The 15,361-nt window shown below is 65.4% G+C and carries 19 protein-coding genes and 1 pseudogene; 7 read left to right on the top strand and 13 right to left on the bottom strand.

Features of this window, described 5'->3' with window-relative positions; genetic code table 11:
* The first annotated feature begins 120 nt into the window (after positions 1-120).
* Entirely contained in the window at positions 121-2,211 is a 2,091-nt protein-coding gene (locus DDE10_RS11885; RefSeq protein WP_114952975.1) for a transglycosylase domain-containing protein, read from the top strand.
* Between the two features lie 63 nt (positions 2,212-2,274).
* Here the strand turns inward: DDE10_RS11885 and DDE10_RS11890 are convergent, their stop codons facing one another.
* From DDE10_RS11890 to DDE10_RS11900, 3 genes are read right to left on the bottom strand one after another with little or no spacing between them, the layout of a single operon-like run.
* Positions 2,275-2,982: a M48 family metallopeptidase gene (locus DDE10_RS11890; RefSeq protein ID WP_284734613.1), complete on the bottom strand. Its 708-nt coding sequence runs from the start codon at positions 2,980-2,982 to the stop codon at positions 2,275-2,277.
* Positions 2,972-3,403, bottom strand: coding sequence for a YcgN family cysteine cluster protein (locus DDE10_RS11895; RefSeq protein WP_114952977.1), 432 nt, complete (start codon positions 3,401-3,403; stop codon positions 2,972-2,974). The genes DDE10_RS11890 and DDE10_RS11895 overlap by 11 nt, the downstream gene beginning before the upstream one ends.
* Positions 3,400-4,008 carry an SCO family protein gene (locus DDE10_RS11900; RefSeq protein WP_114952978.1) on the bottom strand — a complete coding sequence of 203 codons (609 nt, stop codon included), beginning with the start codon at positions 4,006-4,008 and terminating at the stop codon, positions 3,400-3,402. Before DDE10_RS11900 ends, DDE10_RS11895 begins: the two co-directional genes overlap by 4 nt.
* Positions 4,009-4,076: 68 nt before the next feature.
* Between DDE10_RS11900 and DDE10_RS11905 the strand changes: the two genes are divergently transcribed.
* Positions 4,077-4,640, top strand: coding sequence for an ankyrin repeat domain-containing protein (locus tag DDE10_RS11905; protein ID WP_114952979.1), 564 nt, complete (start codon positions 4,077-4,079; stop codon positions 4,638-4,640).
* 11 nt (positions 4,641-4,651) lie between these two features.
* On the opposite strand, the gene DDE10_RS11910 is transcribed toward DDE10_RS11905, so the two are convergent.
* The 10 genes from DDE10_RS11910 to DDE10_RS11955 all read right to left on the bottom strand — a co-directional run bounded on the left by DDE10_RS11910 (position 4,652) and on the right by DDE10_RS11955 (position 10,859).
* Positions 4,652-5,149 carry an MmcB family DNA repair protein gene (locus DDE10_RS11910; RefSeq protein WP_114952980.1) on the bottom strand — a complete coding sequence of 166 codons (498 nt, stop codon included), beginning with the start codon at positions 5,147-5,149 and terminating at the stop codon, positions 4,652-4,654.
* Between the two features lie 111 nt (positions 5,150-5,260).
* On the bottom strand, positions 5,261-5,971 hold the full coding sequence (locus DDE10_RS11915) for a cell wall hydrolase (protein ID WP_284734614.1): 711 nt from the start codon (positions 5,969-5,971) through the stop codon (positions 5,261-5,263).
* Between the two features lie 168 nt (positions 5,972-6,139).
* Positions 6,140-6,475, bottom strand: coding sequence for a DUF1491 family protein (locus DDE10_RS11920; RefSeq protein ID WP_432653729.1), 336 nt, complete (start codon positions 6,473-6,475; stop codon positions 6,140-6,142).
* A gap of 22 nt (positions 6,476-6,497) precedes the next feature.
* Entirely contained in the window at positions 6,498-6,965 is a 468-nt protein-coding gene (locus DDE10_RS11925) for a PaaI family thioesterase (protein WP_284734615.1), read from the bottom strand.
* Positions 6,955-7,422 (bottom strand): PTS sugar transporter subunit IIA, encoded by a 468-nt coding sequence (locus DDE10_RS11930; protein WP_114952983.1) that lies wholly within the window; start codon positions 7,420-7,422, stop codon positions 6,955-6,957. Before DDE10_RS11930 ends, DDE10_RS11925 begins: the two co-directional genes overlap by 11 nt.
* Positions 7,423-7,482: 60 nt before the next feature.
* Positions 7,483-8,061, bottom strand: coding sequence for a ribosome hibernation-promoting factor, HPF/YfiA family (gene hpf / locus DDE10_RS11935; RefSeq protein WP_114952984.1), 579 nt, complete (start codon positions 8,059-8,061; stop codon positions 7,483-7,485).
* Between the two features lie 53 nt (positions 8,062-8,114).
* The gene (gene dnaQ / locus DDE10_RS11940) at positions 8,115-8,831 is read right to left on the bottom strand and encodes a DNA polymerase III subunit epsilon (protein WP_114952985.1); all 717 of its coding nucleotides are present in this window, start codon (positions 8,829-8,831) and stop codon (positions 8,115-8,117) included.
* Between the two features lie 8 nt (positions 8,832-8,839).
* A complete protein-coding gene (coaE, locus tag DDE10_RS11945) occupies positions 8,840-9,433 on the bottom strand; it encodes a dephospho-CoA kinase (protein ID WP_114952986.1) in 594 nt (197 codons plus the stop codon).
* Entirely contained in the window at positions 9,433-10,041 is a 609-nt protein-coding gene (locus DDE10_RS11950) for a Maf family protein (RefSeq protein WP_114952987.1), read from the bottom strand. The genes coaE and DDE10_RS11950 overlap by 1 nt, the downstream gene beginning before the upstream one ends.
* Complete coding sequence (locus tag DDE10_RS11955; RefSeq protein WP_114952988.1) at positions 10,038-10,859, bottom strand: pyruvate, water dikinase regulatory protein; 822 nt, start codon at positions 10,857-10,859, stop codon at positions 10,038-10,040. Before DDE10_RS11955 ends, DDE10_RS11950 begins: the two co-directional genes overlap by 4 nt.
* Positions 10,860-11,226: 367 nt before the next feature.
* On the opposite strand from DDE10_RS11955, the gene hemE reads away from it, so the two are divergent.
* From hemE to DDE10_RS11980, 5 genes and pseudogenes are all read left to right on the top strand, one after another.
* On the top strand, positions 11,227-12,270 hold the full coding sequence (hemE, locus tag DDE10_RS11960) for a uroporphyrinogen decarboxylase (protein ID WP_114952989.1): 1,044 nt from the start codon (positions 11,227-11,229) through the stop codon (positions 12,268-12,270).
* Positions 12,271-12,278: 8 nt separating this feature from the next.
* The gene (locus tag DDE10_RS11965) at positions 12,279-12,722 is read left to right on the top strand and encodes a CopD family protein (protein ID WP_114953026.1); all 444 of its coding nucleotides are present in this window, start codon (positions 12,279-12,281) and stop codon (positions 12,720-12,722) included.
* A gap of 155 nt (positions 12,723-12,877) precedes the next feature.
* A complete protein-coding gene (rho, locus tag DDE10_RS11970) occupies positions 12,878-14,134 on the top strand; it encodes a transcription termination factor Rho (protein WP_114952990.1) in 1,257 nt (418 codons plus the stop codon).
* Positions 14,135-14,232: 98 nt separating this feature from the next.
* The gene (locus tag DDE10_RS11975) at positions 14,233-14,976 is read left to right on the top strand and encodes a TerC family protein (RefSeq protein ID WP_114952991.1); all 744 of its coding nucleotides are present in this window, start codon (positions 14,233-14,235) and stop codon (positions 14,974-14,976) included.
* A gap of 90 nt (positions 14,977-15,066) precedes the next feature.
* Positions 15,067-15,361: pseudogene (locus DDE10_RS11980) on the top strand (IS630 family transposase); the annotation flags it as partial.

A 15,361-nucleotide genomic window follows, 5' to 3' on the forward strand; every position in this document is an offset into this window, starting at 1 on the left:
CATGGACCGGCCTTCCCATCCCCCGCCATTCGATGGCGCTCGCGCCGAAGTAAGCGCCCGTTAAGGCGTCTCGCGCTTCTGCTTGCCGCCATGACTCGCCGCCCCTATCGCTGACCCCTGATGGCAAGCGCCCCCCCTTCCCGCCTGAAGCGGGTCTTCGTCGCGAGCTTCAAGATCGGGGCCTATCTGCTGGTCGTGGGTCTCGTGGCACTCGGCGTTGCCGTCTCGGTGGCGGTGAGCCAGCTTCCCAGCTATCCTGAGCTGATCAGACGCGACGATCTCGGCCAGATGATCCGCGTCCGCGCCGCCGACGGCAGCATCATCCATTCGATGGGGCCGAGTTTCGGCGAATGGCTGCGCCACGACGAGATACCGCCCATCATGCGGGACGCCATGGTCGCCGTCGAGGATCGCCGTTTCCGTTCCCATCCCGGCGTCGATCCGATCGGCATCGTCCGGGCACTGATGGTTCGCGCCCAGGAAGGACGTTGGCGCCAGGGCGGGTCGACCATCACCCAGCAGCTCGCCCGGAACATCTTCCTCACCAACGACCGCAGCTTCGCCCGCAAGGTCCGCGAAGCGATCCTGGCATTGGCTTTGGAATGGCGCTTCACCAAGGAGCAGATCCTCGAACTCTATCTCAATCGCGTCTATTTCGGCGGCGGCGCGTATGGCATCGACGCGGCCTCCCGCACCTTCTTCGACCATAGCGCCACCGAGCTCAGCACGGCCGAGGCCGCGATCATTGCCGGCCTGGTCAAGGCGCCGTCCAATTATTCGCCTACGGCAGACATGGAGGCGGCGCGCGGCCGCGCCGGCGTCGTCCTGGGCCTGATGGTCGAGAACAGCACGATCAGCGCGGCGGAAGCCGCGGCCGCCGATCCCGAGGACGTCACGTTCGTGCGGCCGCGGGGCTCGCAGAACATCACCCGCTACTTCACCGACTGGGTGCTGCCGCAACTCGACATGCTGATCGACGAGACCGTGCAGCCGCTCGACGTGTGGACGACGATCGACATCGGCATGCAGCGCGCCGCCGCCCAGACGATCAATGCCAATGCGCCTGGCGGTGCCCAAGGCGCCCTGGTCTCGCTCGATCGGGACGGGGCGGTGCGCGCGATGGTCGGCGGCCGGGACTACGCGACGTCGATCTACAATCGCGCGACCCAAGCGACCCGTCAGCCCGGATCCTCGTTCAAGCTGTTCGTCTATCTCGCCGCGCTCGAATCCGGCTATCGGTCCGACTCGACCGTCCAGGATGCCCCGATCACGATCGGCAATTGGAGCCCGCGCAATGACAATGGCCGCTATGCCGGCCCGGTCGCGTTGCGGACCGCCTTCACCTTCTCGATCAACACCGTCGCCGTACGCCTCGCCCAGGACGTCGGCACACGCGCCGTGGCCGACATGGCTCAACGGTTTGGGATTACCACCCGGATCGCCACCAACCCGTCTATGGCGCTGGGTTCGTCCGAGGTCCGACTGATCGACATGACCCGGGCCTATGCCGCCGTCGCACGAGGCGGGGTGGCAGTGACCCCTTATGGCATCAGGCGGGTGACCACGGCCGACGGCACCCTTCTCTACCAGCATGAGGCAGAGGAGGGCCGGGTGCTCGTCCAGCCGTGGGTCGCCGCCCAGATGACCGACCTGCTGCAGAGCGTCGTCGATCACGGCACCGGCCGCGCCGCCCAGCTCGGTCGACCGACGGCGGGCAAGACCGGGACCACCACCTCGAACAAGGACGGCTGGTTCGTCGGCTTCTCGAGCGGGATCACCACCGGCGTGTGGATGGGCCGGGACGACAACCGGGCCCTCCCCGGGCTGGCGGGCGGGCGGGCGCCTGCCCGCGCCTTCCACGATTACATGGTACGCGCGGTCGCCGGCCGCCCTGCCGAGCCTTTCGTCACAGAGGCCGCCGCTCCCGATTGGCACATCGAGCAGACAGAGGAATTCTGGTTCGCCCCGCCGCAGGACGACCCCATGCTCGACGCCGATGGCAGCCCGATCGAGGAGACGCCGCCGCCGTTCGACCGAAAAGTGGACCCCGACGGGATGCCGATCGAGGAGGAGGAGCAGGATGACGGCGCGCCGCCGCGGCTGGACCGGGAATGGCTCGACCGGGCGCTCGAGCGGCCGCGCCCGCCCGAACGCGGCCCGCCGCCGGTCCGGCGCACGCCCGAAGAGGGCTATAGGGAAGGCATATATTAGCGCTTGCCGAAGGGTGAGCCGCCGCCCTGTCCGCGGACGGGAACGAAGAGAGCGGCGGTTCGCTCAGGTCCTCGCACCGATGCGATGGAGCGCGGCCCCTTCCCGGCGCAGCCACAGGCGCGCCGGCTTCGGGTCCTCTCCGAGCAGGGTCTCGACCAGCGCGTGGAAGCGGGGGCTGTGGTCCATATGGACCAGGTGGGCGACTTCGTGCGCGACGGTTGCGCGACGAACGAAGTCTGGCGCCAGGATGAGGCGCCAGCTATAGCGTATGTTGCCTGAGCTGGAGCAGCTGCCCCAGCGCGAACGAGGGTCGCCTATACTGACCCGCGCCACCTCGAGGTCGCCGGCCACGCAAAATTCCCGGGTCTCCCGCTCGAGCAGGGTCAGCGCTTCCGACTTCAGCCAGCGCAACAGCCGACTCTCCACGCTCTCGGCCGGACCGCCGAGGCTGATAGCCCCATCCGCCACGACCACACGCCGGGAATGCTCGGGCTGCCAGTCGATCCGGTGCGGTCGGCCGAACAGGGGAATTGTCTCGCCGGGATCGATCCGGGCCTGGGCCGGCATCGCGGCGAGCGTGGCCTCGATCCATTTCTGATGCTCTGCGGCCCAGGCGAGCGCCCGGCGCGGCGACGTTCGACTCGGTATGGTCAGCAGCACCTCGCGGGTCCGCGGATCGACCCGGAGCCGGAGTCGGCGCGCGCGCGTCGAAACCTGCAAGGTTACCGGGACGTCGCCGATCCGCGGTCGTACGCACGGATCAGAGCTCACGATCCACCATGTGGTGCTCGAGCTCGCCGGCCTCGTCTTCCGAAACCGTCCATCCGCGCACCGACATTCCAGCCTCGTGCACGGCCTCGCGGTCGCCGCAGATCAGATAATGCCATTCGGGAAGCGGCTTGCCTTCCGCGCGACGTCGATAGGCACAGGTTGAAGGCAACCAGTCGATCTCCTTCAGGCTGGCGGCGTCCAGCCGAACGCAATCGGGCACGAAGACGCGCCGCAGCTTGTAATTGCTGCATCGGCAGGTGGCGCGATCGAGCAGCCGGCAGGCAACGTTGGTCGGGAAGAGCTCGCCCGTGACTTCGTCTTCGAGCTTGTGCAGGCAGCATTTGCCGCAGCCGTCGCACAGCGCTTCCCATTCCTGGCGGTTGAGTGCGTCGAGCGGCAGCTCCCAGAACCGGTCCTTCATCGCACCCACCGGTCCAGCTCTTGTGCAACGCCTTCGGGACCCTGGTCGTGAGGAATGATCGCGACCGGTTCGCCCCGAGGTCCGTACAGCACCGCCATGCGGGCGTGGTCGACCAGATAGGAGTTCGGGTCGGCCGGATTGGCCGGCTCGCCGATGCGGTAATAGACCGCATAGCGCCGCGCGACTTCGGCAAGCGTTTCGGCGCTGCCGGTGAGACCGATCAGGCGCGGATGGAAGTTGCGGACATATTCGCGCAGAACGTCCGGCGTGTCGCGCGCCGGATCGACGCTGATGAAGACGGGCTGGACCCGCGCCGCCCGCTCCGGATCCTGCGATTCGAACGCGCGCAGGCCGGCGCCGATCGTCTGGAGGTCGACCGGACAGACGTCAGGGCAGCTCGCAAAGCCGAAATAGACGATCCGATACCGGCCCGCGAAATCGGTATCGCTGACGCGGCGGCCATTCTGGTCCGTCAGGGTGAAGGCACCACCCATCGTCGCTCCTTCGAGGGGCGGAGCGTCGGTCTGGCCGCGACACCCGCCCAGCACCAGGGCGAGCAGGAGGGGCAGCAGGACGATCAGGCGGCAAGAGGCGCTTTCATTCATGACAGGGGCAGCCTTGCTTTGCTAAGAGGCATCAATCAAGCCGAATAGATGCGGGGAAAATCAATACGATGCGCAGGATGAACCTTCACGCCCTCGCGGTGGCCGTGCTGGCGGCCCTGGCCGTGCCGGTCGCTGCCCAGAACTTCTCCGAAAGCTTCAACTTCCTCAAGGGCGTGCGGGAACGTGATGGCAATGTCGTTCAGGGAATGCTCGCCAATCCCAATCCGGCAGTGGTCAACGCCCGCGAGGCCTCTTCGGGAGAAGGTGCCCTTCACATCCTCGTCCGAGGCCGCGATTATGATTGGGTGAGCTATCTGCTTGCCCGCGGGGCTAGGCCCGATCTTCCCAACAATGACGGCTCCACGCCGCTGATGCTCGCCGCCCAGCTCGGCTGGGTGGAGGGTGCTGAGCTCCTCCTCCAGCGGGGCGCCAACCCAAATCAGGCCAATAATCGCGGCGAGACTGCGCTCATACTGGCCGTCCAGGCGCGCGAGCTGCCGATGGTCCGGCTGCTCCGCAGCCGAGGCGGCGACCCCAACCTCACCGACAGCGTCGCCGGCTATTCGGCCCTCGATTATGCCCGTCAGGACCGACGCGCCGCCGCCATCCTGCGCGAGCTGGAGCGGCAATAGCGCCTGGGCGTTCAGTCAAGGCCGGCAAGACCGGGATCCAGGTCGCCGGCGAGCCGGCGGGCCGCCCGCCGGGCAAAACGAAGCGTCTCCGCCTTGCGCCGCGCCGCTGCAAGCGGCCGGCTCGGTGCCTCACGCAATATCTCCGCATCGTAGCGGTCTGCGACGATCAGGCCGGCGCAGTCGCTGCCAAGGCCATCGCCCTGGAATGGATCGAGCGCGAACCCGGTGGGAACCGCCCAATAAAAAATGTCGCAATAATCGAGATAGTCGGTCCATTTCTGGTCGCCGAGCAGGTCGGCACGCGAAACCTTGATCTCGACGATGACCAGCTCACCGCGCGGTCCGATCGCCATCATATCGGCCCGCCGGCCGTTGGGCAGCGGTACCTCGCACAGGGCGAAAAGTTCGGAACGGAAGAAGAGACGCGTGACGCCGCGCGCGACGTCCTGCGCCACCAGGGGCAGTTCGGCGAAACAGGAATCCGGTCGCGACTCGATCAGGCTGGCCATCGGCAGAGCCTAGAATGAAACGGGAACAGGCGAAAGGTTCGCGGTCCGAACGAACGCGAAGAGGCCCGCTCCCGGGGCACTCGGGAGCGGGCCCAAGCCCCTTTCAGAGGCTTAGCGATAGAAAATGTGATTGCCGACGGTGGCGACGCGGGTCAGGCGCCAGCCCGGACGAACGTGACGGGCATGGAAAAACAGGGCGCGCGGCGCGGCGCCATCAGCCAGACCGCGGATAGCCACCTGGGCGACGCCCACCGCCACGCGCCAGTCGCGCGAGCTCGCGGGCGGCGTCGGGATGCTGCCACGGCGGACGAAGGAGAATTGGCCAGGCTGGCGAACGACGCCGCAGATGGTCGACGGGAAGCGGCCTGAGCGGGCGCGATTAATGATCACCTCGGCGACGGTGAGCTGACCGGTCAGGGGCTCGCCCTTGGATTCGTAGTAGACCGCCCGCGCCAGGCAGTCCGTCTCGGCATCGGGTGTCTGGGTGCCGGACAGCTCGGCGACGAGCGCGTCGAGCGGTAGGGCCTCGAGATCCGCGCCGGTCGCCGGGGCTTCCTCGCTATCGGCTGAAGGCAAAGCGGGGGCCATGGCATGGACGGCGACGGGCTGCGTGCCGAACGCGTCGTCGGTCGGGATCTGTTGCTGGGGAAGATCGTTGAGGCCGATATTGTCGACCATCAGCGCCGAATCGGCGTGGGCGAGGTAAGAGATTGCGGGCGCGGCCTCCACCTCGGTGGCAAAGGAAGGCGCCGTGAAACCGGCGACCGCGCAAAGGCAAGTGGCACCCGCGGCGACAGCCGCGGTGCGGAAGGAAACTCGCAATGGAAGCTCTATTCTGGGCGGTGGGACGATCCCGGGCCGGATGCGAAGCATCACCCTGACCGCGCCCCCCGACTCGCGTGGCCGCCTGCTCCCCCCTTGGTGAGTCGGACAGCCCCCGCTCTTGCGCTTGAAGTGCGAAGCCGGGCTAGCCGCCGCGGCCGGTAAGCGTCAACCGAGCAGGTTCATTTCAGCGGCGAACCGTTCGGCCGATGCGATATCCAGTTCGACGATCCAGAGGTCGGGGTCGAAGCGGCGTCGGCGCTCGATCGCGGCCGCCACCTCGGCTTCGTCGGTGCCCGTCGATCGCTGCCAGGAATACGTCCCGTCAGGTTGCAGCAACCGCTCGAAGAACGAGGGCTTTTCTCCGCGCTCCAGCAGAACCACCCCGATCGCTCCGGCAGTCGGGTCGCCCTTGGCCAGGACGGTCCCGAATCCACCCTCCGCCTGTGCGCGACGCAGCAGCGCACCCACCAGCATAGAGCTGACGAGCCGGGCCTGCGTCACGAAACGGGAATTGCCCGAGGGCTCATGATCGATACCCCTCGAGGCTGGAAAGCGGGATGTGCGAGCGCATGAAGGTGCCGGTGCCTCGCGCCGCTTCCTCGCCGTCCTCGGCAAGCAAGCGCGCCTCGCCGACGAAAACGCGTCGCTTGCCGCTTATCCAGCGCCCTTCCGCCGTTACCGGACCGGCGCGAATCGGGCGGGTAAAGACCAGGTTGAAGGCCGTGGTCAGGAGGAAACGATCGCTGACGAGGGAGTTGCAAGCGTAGAAGGCAGCATCGTCCATCATCTTGAAATAGAGAGTGCCATGGGCCGCACCCGCGGCATGATAGACCGATCGATCGATTTCGAAACGGATGCGGGCCAGCCCCGCTTCCTCGACGCTCAACTCAGAGCGGAACAGGTCGTTGATCGGGGCGCTGCGATAAAGCGATTCGAGCGCCCGGAAATGAGCGTCGGCGCCGCTCGCCGAGCGTGACTCGCTATGCGGCATCCCGGGTTTCCCCGCCGGCAAGGAGGGCGAACAGCGCATCCTTGGACCGGGCGCCCCGCAGCTTGGCCAGAGTCTGACGATCGCGGAAGGTCCTGCTGACGGCGGCAAGTGCCTTGAGATGGTCGGCGCCGGCGTCGGGCGGCGAGAGCAAAAGGAACACCAGATCCACGGGAAGTCCGTCAACGGCGCCGAATTCGATGGGCGCCGGCAGGCGCGCGAAATAGCCGAAGACGCCGGCCAGCCCCTCGACCTTTCCGTGCGGGATAGCCGCGCCTGCGCCGAAACCGGTGGAGCCGATCTTCTCACGGTCGTTCAACGCGGCGAGGATTCGCTTGGCCGGCAGTCCGGTCAGGCGGGCGGCCGCCGACGCCAGGTGCTGGAACAGCGCCTTCTTGTTGGCTGCGGCAAATCCCGTCTCGACGGCATCGTCAGCCACTAGGTCTGAAAGGTCAGTCATCGAAGCACCGGAAGGGCCCTGCGGCCTTGGTTGGAATTCGGAATGTCGGCCAGCGCCGCGTCAGTCTTGCTGCGGCTCCACCCAACCGATCGTCCCGTCCCCTCGCCGGTAGACCATGTTGAAGCTGCCAGTGCCTCCGTTGCGGAACAGCAGCGCATTGGTGTTCCGAAGGTCGAGCAGCATGACGGCATCGGACACGCTTGCCGTCGGCACGTCCACCCGCATCTCCGCCACGACAGGCGGATTGTCCACCGGCTCCTCATCCTCGCTGGGCGGCGCGAACACGGTGTAGCCTGCATCGATCGCGCCGGCCACCGCCTCGGCATGCTGACTCTGCGCATGCCGGTCCTTCAGCCGCTGCTTGTAGCGCCTGAGCTGCTTTTCGATGCGGTCCGCCGACTGGTCGAAGGCGGCATGAGCGTCGGCGGCGCCGCCGTGGCCTTTCAGGACCACGCCCGGCGGTACATGGGCGACGATGTCGCAGGTAAAGCTGTGGTCGTAGGGGCCCTTGCCGAACGTCACTTGCGCCGAAATGGCCCTGGAGAAATATTTGTCCGCGATGCCGTTCAGCCGGGTGTCGACGTGCTGCCGGAGCGCCTCGCCGGTGTCGATCTGATGACCGGAGACACGGATGTCCATCTTGAGCTCCCGACGGGTTCGGCGCGGGACTTAGGCCTGCCCCTTGCCTGCCGTCAACCGCGGCTGTCCAGGCGATTCCAGATCGGATCGCTCATCTTCGCCAGGAAAGCGGCATGGCGCTCGAGCTCTTCCTCGCTCGGGGCATGCGGACGCGGCGGACGGATGGTCGCGACGAGCATTGCGGGCTCGAGCGTCCGAGGGTCCAGCGTCTGATTCTCTCTCGGCTCGATCACCTCCGCGACCAGGCCTAGGCCGATCTGCCTGCCGCCGGTCAGCTCGACATAGACTTGGGCAAGCAGTTGAGCGTCAATCAATGCCCCATGCTTGATCCGGATCGAGCGATCGACCCCGAAACGCGTGCACAGTGCATCGAGACTGTGCTTCGCGCCGGGAAACCGCTGCCGAGCCAGGACAATCGTATCGACCATTCTGGACATGCACACGGTCGGTCGGCCGCAATGCCCGAGCTCGTGATTGAGGAAGCCGAAATCGAATGCCGCATTGTGGGCGACGAGCGGCGAATCTCCGATGAACTCGAGCAGATCCTCGCACAAGTCGTGGAACAGGGGCTTGTCGGCGAGAAAGCGGTCGGAAAGCCCGTGGACGGCTTCCGCCTCGCTGGGCATCGGCCGGCCGGGGTTGAAATAGGCGTGAAAGCTGCGCCCCGTCTCGACCCGGTTGTAGAGCTCGACGCAGCCGATCTCGACCAGGCGGTCGCCATTGTGCGGATTGAGCCCCGTTGTCTCGGTGTCGAAGACGATCTCTCGCATAGCTAGCGCTATGAATCGGCCCGAGCCTCGAGACAAGCGATGATGCGGCGAACCGAGTCGCGAGTCTCTTCGAGCGGTCCTCCAGTCGGGATCACATAGTCCGCGCGCGCACGTTTCTCGGAGTCCGGCATCTGCAGCGCGAGGATATGGTCGAGCTTCGCTTCCGTCATTCCCGGCCGTGCCAGGACTCGCGCCCTTTGTACCTCGGGCGCTGCGGAGACGACGACGATGCGATCGACAAGGCTCCAGCTGCCCTTCTCGAACAAAAGGGGGATGTCGAGAAGGACAAGCGGCTGTTCGCGATGGGCGACGAGGAACGCCTCCCGTTCGCGAGCCACGGCAGGGTGGACCAGGGCTTCGAGGCGACGCATTGCCTCGCCATCGCCAAGGACCCGCTCGGCGAGCGCGCCCCGCATGACGCCGCGCTCCCCGGTCGTTCCGGGAAAGGCCGCCTCGATTTCCGCGACGAGCATCCCCTCCGGCCCCTGCAGCCGATGCACGACGGCGTCGGCGTCGAAGACCGGGACGCCCTCCTCTGCGAACATGGCAGCGACGGTGGATTTTCCCATGCCGATCGATCCGGTGAGGCCGAGGACGATCATCAGCGCGGAAGCATGTCCTGGTCGCGCAGGAAGCGCAGCAGCGGCAGAAGCGGCAGGCCCAATATCGCGAAGTGGCTGCCCTCGATCGCGTCGAACAATTGGACTCCGCGGCCTTCGATCCGATAACCGCCGACGCTCCAGCGGATCGCCTCATATTCCGCGTCGAGATAGGCTTCGAGAAAGGCCGAGCCGAGCGGGCGCACGGCGAGGACAACAGTCTCGGTCTCCCCCCAGATCCTGGTTCCGTCGCGAACGGCGACCGCCGCGGAGTGAAGCCAGTGGCTACGTCCGGACAAGGAGCGAAGCTGATCAAGCGCCTCTTCGCGCGAATTGGGCTTGCTGAGCATGGAGCCATCTTCGCGCTCGAGCACCTGATCGGCGCCGATGACGATCGCTCCGCCGGCCTCCGAGACACCGAGGGCTTTCATCTCGGCGAGCATTTCGGCGAGATCGCGGGGTTCGAAACCCGCCGCTGCAAGTCCGTGTTTCGCCTCATCCTCGTCGAGGTCCGACTCGACTGCCCGGAACAGAATCCCGGCGGCCTCGAGCATCTTCCGGCGCGCTTCGCTGCGTGATGCAAGCAGCAATTCTGGGGACGCGTTGCTCATCCGGCCGCCCGCTCCAGCCGCTCCGCGTGGAGCTTGACGATGGCCAGCGCCGTCTCCTCAATCGAACGTCGAGTGACGTCGATCACGGGCCAGCCATTATCGGCGAACAGGCGCCGCGCGAAGGCGAGCTCGGCATTGACCGCCTCCATGTCGACATAGTCGGTCTCGGGCGCCTGGTTGAGCGAGAGCAGGCGATTGCGGCGAATCTGGATCAGCCGCTCCGGGTTGGTGGTGAGGCCTACGACGAGCGGGTGCCTCAATCCGAACAGCACTGAAGGCGGCGGCGATTCAGGGACAAGTGGAATGTTCGCTACCTTGTAGCCGCGATTGGCGAGGTAGATGCTGGTCGGCGTCTTCGAGGTGCGCGAGACACCGGCAAGGATGATGTCCGCTTCTTCCCAATTCTCCGTGCCGATCCCGTCGTCATGCGCGATCGTGAACTGAATCGCGTCGACCCGCGCGAAATAGGCCGCATCGAGCGCATGCTGGCGGCCGGAGCGCCCTTTCGCCTGCTCGCCGCTGACGGCGGCGAGCGCGTCGAGGACCGGATCGAGGACCGAGACAGCATGAATCGCTCTCCGACGGCATTTCTGCTCGAGCTCGCGCCGGATCATCGGATTGACGACGGTATAGAGGACGAGTCCGGGACGCCGCTCGACATCGTCGAGAACCCGGTCGAGATGACCCTCCGAGCGAACCATCGGCCAGAGATGCGGGATCGCCTCGACATTGTCGAATTGCGCGAGGCAGGCCTTGGCCAGCATGTCGAGGGTCTCTCCGGTCGAATCCGAGAGGAGATGAAGATGCAGTTGCTTCATATCCCACCGCGCCGGGCGCCCGATATCCCACCGCGCCGGGCGCCCGATTCGGGCCATGGATCGGGCCTGTGGAAAAGCATGGGGAAATCGCTAGCGGAAGGCTGAGAGCGAGTTCAAGGAAAGGATTCGTCCCCGAACCGCGTCGATCCATCCACAGCTCGGCAAACAGTGGGCAGGAATCGCCCCCAGGCTGTGGATCGCGGGGATGGCAGCGGCGACTCCGCGGAAGCCCGGCCTTTGCGACGAGTCAAGCTGTTGGCAAATGCGGTGCGAAGCCATAAACCCCGCTCTGCCCACGCCTACTAACCTCATCAGACTCTTAGAATCTCTCTTATTAGATAGAGAGAAGGAAGCCCGGCCGCCCTGCATGACGAGCGCGAACAAGCCCCTCCTTACCGTCCTAAGTGGCGGGAATTCAGGGTTTATCCCGATATGGCTGATGAGGCAGGCGGGGCGTTATCTGCCCGAGTATCGCGCGCTTAGGTCGGCCAAGGGCGGCTTTCTCGAGCTGGTGTTCGACAGCGATGCCGCAGCCGAGATCACGCTCCAGCCGATACGCCGCTTCGGATTCGATGGTGCGATCCTTTTCTCCGACATCCTCATCGTTCCTCATGCCTTGGGACAGGATTTGGCATTCGAGGCAGGCGAGGGACCGCGCTTGTCGCCGCCTCTGGTTGATACCGCCTTGGCCTCGCTCGAGCGCGTTCAGGCCCGTCTGGAGCCGATTTACCAAACTGTGGAGAAGGTGTCGGCGAAGCTGCCGGAAAGCACCACGTTTCTGGGCTTTGCCGGAAGTCCCTGGACGGTGGCCACCTATATGGTAGCCGGCCAGGGAAGCCGGGAGCAGGCTGCGGCGCGTGATTATGCCTATCGCGATCCGGTCGGCTTCGGCGCCATCGTCGATGCGATCGCCGAGATGACCGTGGACTATCTTTCGGGTCAGGTCTCGGCCGGGGTCGACGCCGTCCAGTTGTTCGACAGCTGGTCGGGAAGTCTGGCGCCCATCGAGTTCGAGCGCTGGGTGATCGCTCCTACCGCGCGCATCGTCGCCGATTTCAAGGCCCGCCATCCCGGCGTTCCAGTGATCGGCTTTCCCAAGGGCGCCGGCGGCAAGCTTCCTGCCTACGCGCGCGAGACCGAAGTCGATGCCATCGGCCTGGACGAGACGGTGGACCCTGCCTGGGCGGCGGCCGAACTGCCGCGCGGTCTGCCCGTGCAAGGCAATCTCGATCCGCTCGCGCTTCTCGCCGGCGGGGAAGCTCTTGAAAGAGCGGTGGCGCATATCCTATCTACATTCGAGGGGCGGCCGCACATCTTCAATCTCGGCCACGGCATCATCAAGGAAACGCCGATCGCGCATGTCGAACGACTGGTTGCGATGATACGCGGGTCCAGCGGAGGCCGGGTTTGATCGATGGGCTGGAGACAGCGTTGACCCTCACTTACGCCTGGCTCAAGGCCGGGCACATCATCTTCGTGATCTTCTGGATGGCAGGCCTGTTCCTGCTGCCGCGCTATTATATCTATCATCAGGAAGCGCCGGCGGGATCCGAGGAAGAAGCGAAGTGGATCGACCGCGAGCGCAAGCTTCGGGCGATCATCCTGACGCCGGCTATCGGTGCGGTCTGGCTGCTGGGCCTCAGCCTGGCGTGGATCACGCAGGCCTGGACCGAGGGGTGGTTTCACGCCAAGCTCCTTCTGGTGCTGGCCCTGTCCGCCTATCAGGGTTGGATGATCGGCTACGGGCGCAAGCTTGCCGCCGGGGTACGGCCGGTCAGCGGCCGGGCGCTTCGGATGATGAACGAAGTGCCTGGCATCGCGGTCGTGCTGATCGTGATCCTGGTCATCGTACGACCGTTCTGAGCCGGCTCTCCCACCCTCGCTTGACTTGAAATCGGGCGGAGCATAACGCGGAGTTCAGTCGTTAGCCCGCCGTCCGCGCGGGTATCCTGCTGCCCCACAACGCAACATTCTGAGCAGTCAATGCCCAGACTCTCTTCTCAAAATGAGAATATCCAATGCATCTCAATGATTTGAAGCAAAAAACCCCGGCCGAGCTGGTCGCCATGGCTGAAGAGCTCGGCGTCGAGAGCGCGTCCACGCTGCGCAAGCAGGAGCTGATGTTCTCGATCCTCAAGGTCCGCGCCGAACGTGGCGATGAGATCATGGGCCAGGGCACGATCGAGGTCCTGCAGGACGGCTTCGGCTTCCTGCGATCGGCCGATTCAAACTATCTCGCCGGTCCCGACGACATCTATGTGTCGCCCAATCAGGTCCGCAAGTTCGGCCTGCGCACCGGCGACACGATAGAAGGCGAGATTCGCGGGCCCAAGGACGGCGAGCGCTATTTCTCGCTGGTCCGCGTCGTCCAGGTGAATTTCGACGATCCCGAGGCGGTTCGCCACCGAGTCAATTTCGACAATCTCACGCCGCTCTATCCCGACGAGAAGCTTCGGCTCGACACCCTCGATCCGACCGTCAAGGACAAGTCGGCGCGGGTGATCGACATCATCTCGCCGCAAGGCAAGGGCCAGCGCGCACTCATCGTCGCGCCGCCGCGCACCGGCAAGACGGTGCTGCTCCAGAACATCGCCAAGGCGATCACCGACAATCATCCCGAGGTCTTCCTGATCGTGCTGCTGATCGACGAGCGGCCGGAGGAAGTCACCGACATGCAGCGCTCGGTGAAGGGCGAGGTGATCTCCTCGACCTTCGACGAGCCTGCCAGCCGTCACGTCCAGGTCGCCGAAATGGTGATCGAGAAGGCGAAGCGACTGGTCGAGCACAAGAAGGACGTCGTCATCCTTCTCGATTCGATCACCCGACTGGGCCGCGCCTACAACACGGTCGTTCCGAGCTCGGGCAAGGTGCTCACCGGCGGCGTCGACGCCAATGCGCTGCAGCGGCCGAAGCGCTTCTTCGGCGCCGCGCGCAACATCGAGGAGGGCGGATCGCTCTCGATCATCGCCACCGCCTTGATCGATACCGGATCCAAGATGGACGAGGTGATCTTCGAGGAGTTCAAGGGCACCGGCAATTCCGAGATCGTGCTGGACCGCAAGGTCTCCGACAAGCGCATCTTCCCCTCGCTGGACGTCGGCAAGTCCGGCACCCGCAAGGAGGAGCTGCTCGTCGAGCAGGGCACCTTGTCTAAGATGTGGGTGCTCCGGCGGATCCTCATGCAGATGGGCACGGTCGACGCGATGCAGTTCCTCCTCGACAAGATGAAGGATTCGAAGACCAACGAGGACTTCTTCGCCTCGATGAACCAGTAGGGCGAGTGGGGCGTTCGCCTCATTCATCACGGCCTCGCAGGCTCGGCCGGCGACGGACGACCGATTGATCTTCTGCAACCGGAGTGGACGGACCGCCGATGCTCGAATTTCTGATGAACGTGTCGGCGAGCGCTCAAGGGATGGGTGGTATCTGGAACGCCATCGTCCATGACTTCTCCAATCTTGGCGAACCGGCCGCGCTCGCTGCGTTCGGCCAGGTGCTGATGATCGACATCATGCTCGCCGGCGACAATGCGATCGTGGTCGGCGCGCTTGCCGCCGGGCTCCCTGCTCATCAGCGGCGCCAGGTGATCCTGATCGGCATCATTGCCGCTCTCGTGCTGCGCATCATCTTCGCCTTGCTGGTCACGCAGCTGATGCAGATCGTCGGCCTGATCCTGGCCGGTGGCGTGCTTCTGCTCTGGGTCTCCTGGAAGATGTACCGCGAGATCCGTCACAGCGGAGAATCGGCTGGCTCTTCTGAAGTCGATGGCGACGAGCATAGTGGCCTGAGGCCGGCCAAGAGCTTCGCCGGCGCAGCCTGGGCGGTCGCCCTGGCCGACGTCTCGATGAGCCTCGACAACGTGCTCGCGGTCGCCGGGGCGGCGCGCGACCATCCGGGCATCCTGATCATCGGCCTGCTGCTGTCGGTGGCGCTGATGGGCCTCGCGGCGAACTTCATCGCCAAATATATCGATCGGTACCGCTGGATCGCCTGGATCGGCCTCGTCGTCATCGTGTGGGTGGCCTTCAGGATGATCTACGACGGCTTCGTCGACCACGAGGTCGGGGTGCTGCAATTCTTCTGGCCGGGATCGGTGGAGGCTCCGGCGGCGACCTAGAGCATGATCATGCTTATGTGAATCCGGTTGGGATTCCCAAGCGGTTCGGTTCGTGATTCAAGATGCTGGCTGGGAGGAGGTCAGCATTCGATGACGCGACCTTATTCGAACGATCTTCGTGAGCGTGTGGTGGCGGTGGCGGAGAGCTCTCCGAACCGCGAGGCGGGGGCACTGCTGGGGGTGAGTGCTGCGAGCGTCTCGCGTTGGTGTACTCGCAAGCGTCAGACGGGGAGCGTGGCACCGGCCAAGATGGGCGGATACCGCAAGCCGATCCTCCTGTCAGAGCACGCTTGGCTGGTGGCCCGACTTGAAGGCGAGCCTGACCTGACGCTGAGAGCTTTGCTGGCCGAGCTGCACGATCGTGGGGTGGAAGTGAGCTACGGGG

Origin of the sequence: Sphingosinicella terrae, assembly GCF_003347635.1 — a bacterium.
GTDB classification, from domain to species: domain Bacteria; phylum Pseudomonadota; class Alphaproteobacteria; order Sphingomonadales; family Sphingomonadaceae; genus Allosphingosinicella; species Allosphingosinicella terrae.

What these genes read in the sequence shown, in the direction of transcription:
- DDE10_RS11900 (WP_114952978.1), bottom strand. Translation starts at nt 4,008, where the DNA reads ATGAATGAAAGCGCCTCTTGCCGCCTGATCGTCCTGCTGCCCCTCCTG.
- DDE10_RS11950 (WP_114952987.1), bottom strand. Translation starts at nt 10,041, where the DNA reads ATGAGCAACGCGTCCCCAGAATTGCTGCTTGCATCACGCAGCGAAGCG.
- coaE (WP_114952986.1), bottom strand. Translation starts at nt 9,433, where the DNA reads ATGATCGTCCTCGGCCTCACCGGATCGATCGGCATGGGAAAATCCACC.
- DDE10_RS11885 (WP_114952975.1), top strand. Translation starts at nt 121, where the DNA reads ATGGCAAGCGCCCCCCCTTCCCGCCTGAAGCGGGTCTTCGTCGCGAGC.
- dnaQ (WP_114952985.1), bottom strand. Translation starts at nt 8,831, where the DNA reads ATGCGAGAGATCGTCTTCGACACCGAGACAACGGGGCTCAATCCGCAC.
- DDE10_RS11895 (WP_114952977.1), bottom strand. Translation starts at nt 3,403, where the DNA reads ATGAAGGACCGGTTCTGGGAGCTGCCGCTCGACGCACTCAACCGCCAG.
- DDE10_RS11905 (WP_114952979.1), top strand. Translation starts at nt 4,077, where the DNA reads ATGCGCAGGATGAACCTTCACGCCCTCGCGGTGGCCGTGCTGGCGGCC.
- DDE10_RS11925 (WP_284734615.1), bottom strand. Translation starts at nt 6,965, where the DNA reads ATGCCGCATAGCGAGTCACGCTCGGCGAGCGGCGCCGACGCTCATTTC.
- hemE (WP_114952989.1), top strand. Translation starts at nt 11,227, where the DNA reads ATGACGAGCGCGAACAAGCCCCTCCTTACCGTCCTAAGTGGCGGGAAT.
- rho (WP_114952990.1), top strand. Translation starts at nt 12,878, where the DNA reads ATGCATCTCAATGATTTGAAGCAAAAAACCCCGGCCGAGCTGGTCGCC.
- hpf (WP_114952984.1), bottom strand. Translation starts at nt 8,061, where the DNA reads ATGGACATCCGTGTCTCCGGTCATCAGATCGACACCGGCGAGGCGCTC.
- DDE10_RS11930 (WP_114952983.1), bottom strand. Translation starts at nt 7,422, where the DNA reads ATGACTGACCTTTCAGACCTAGTGGCTGACGATGCCGTCGAGACGGGA.
- DDE10_RS11910 (WP_114952980.1), bottom strand. Translation starts at nt 5,149, where the DNA reads ATGGCCAGCCTGATCGAGTCGCGACCGGATTCCTGTTTCGCCGAACTG.
- DDE10_RS11955 (WP_114952988.1), bottom strand. Translation starts at nt 10,859, where the DNA reads ATGAAGCAACTGCATCTTCATCTCCTCTCGGATTCGACCGGAGAGACC.
- DDE10_RS11975 (WP_114952991.1), top strand. Translation starts at nt 14,233, where the DNA reads ATGCTCGAATTTCTGATGAACGTGTCGGCGAGCGCTCAAGGGATGGGT.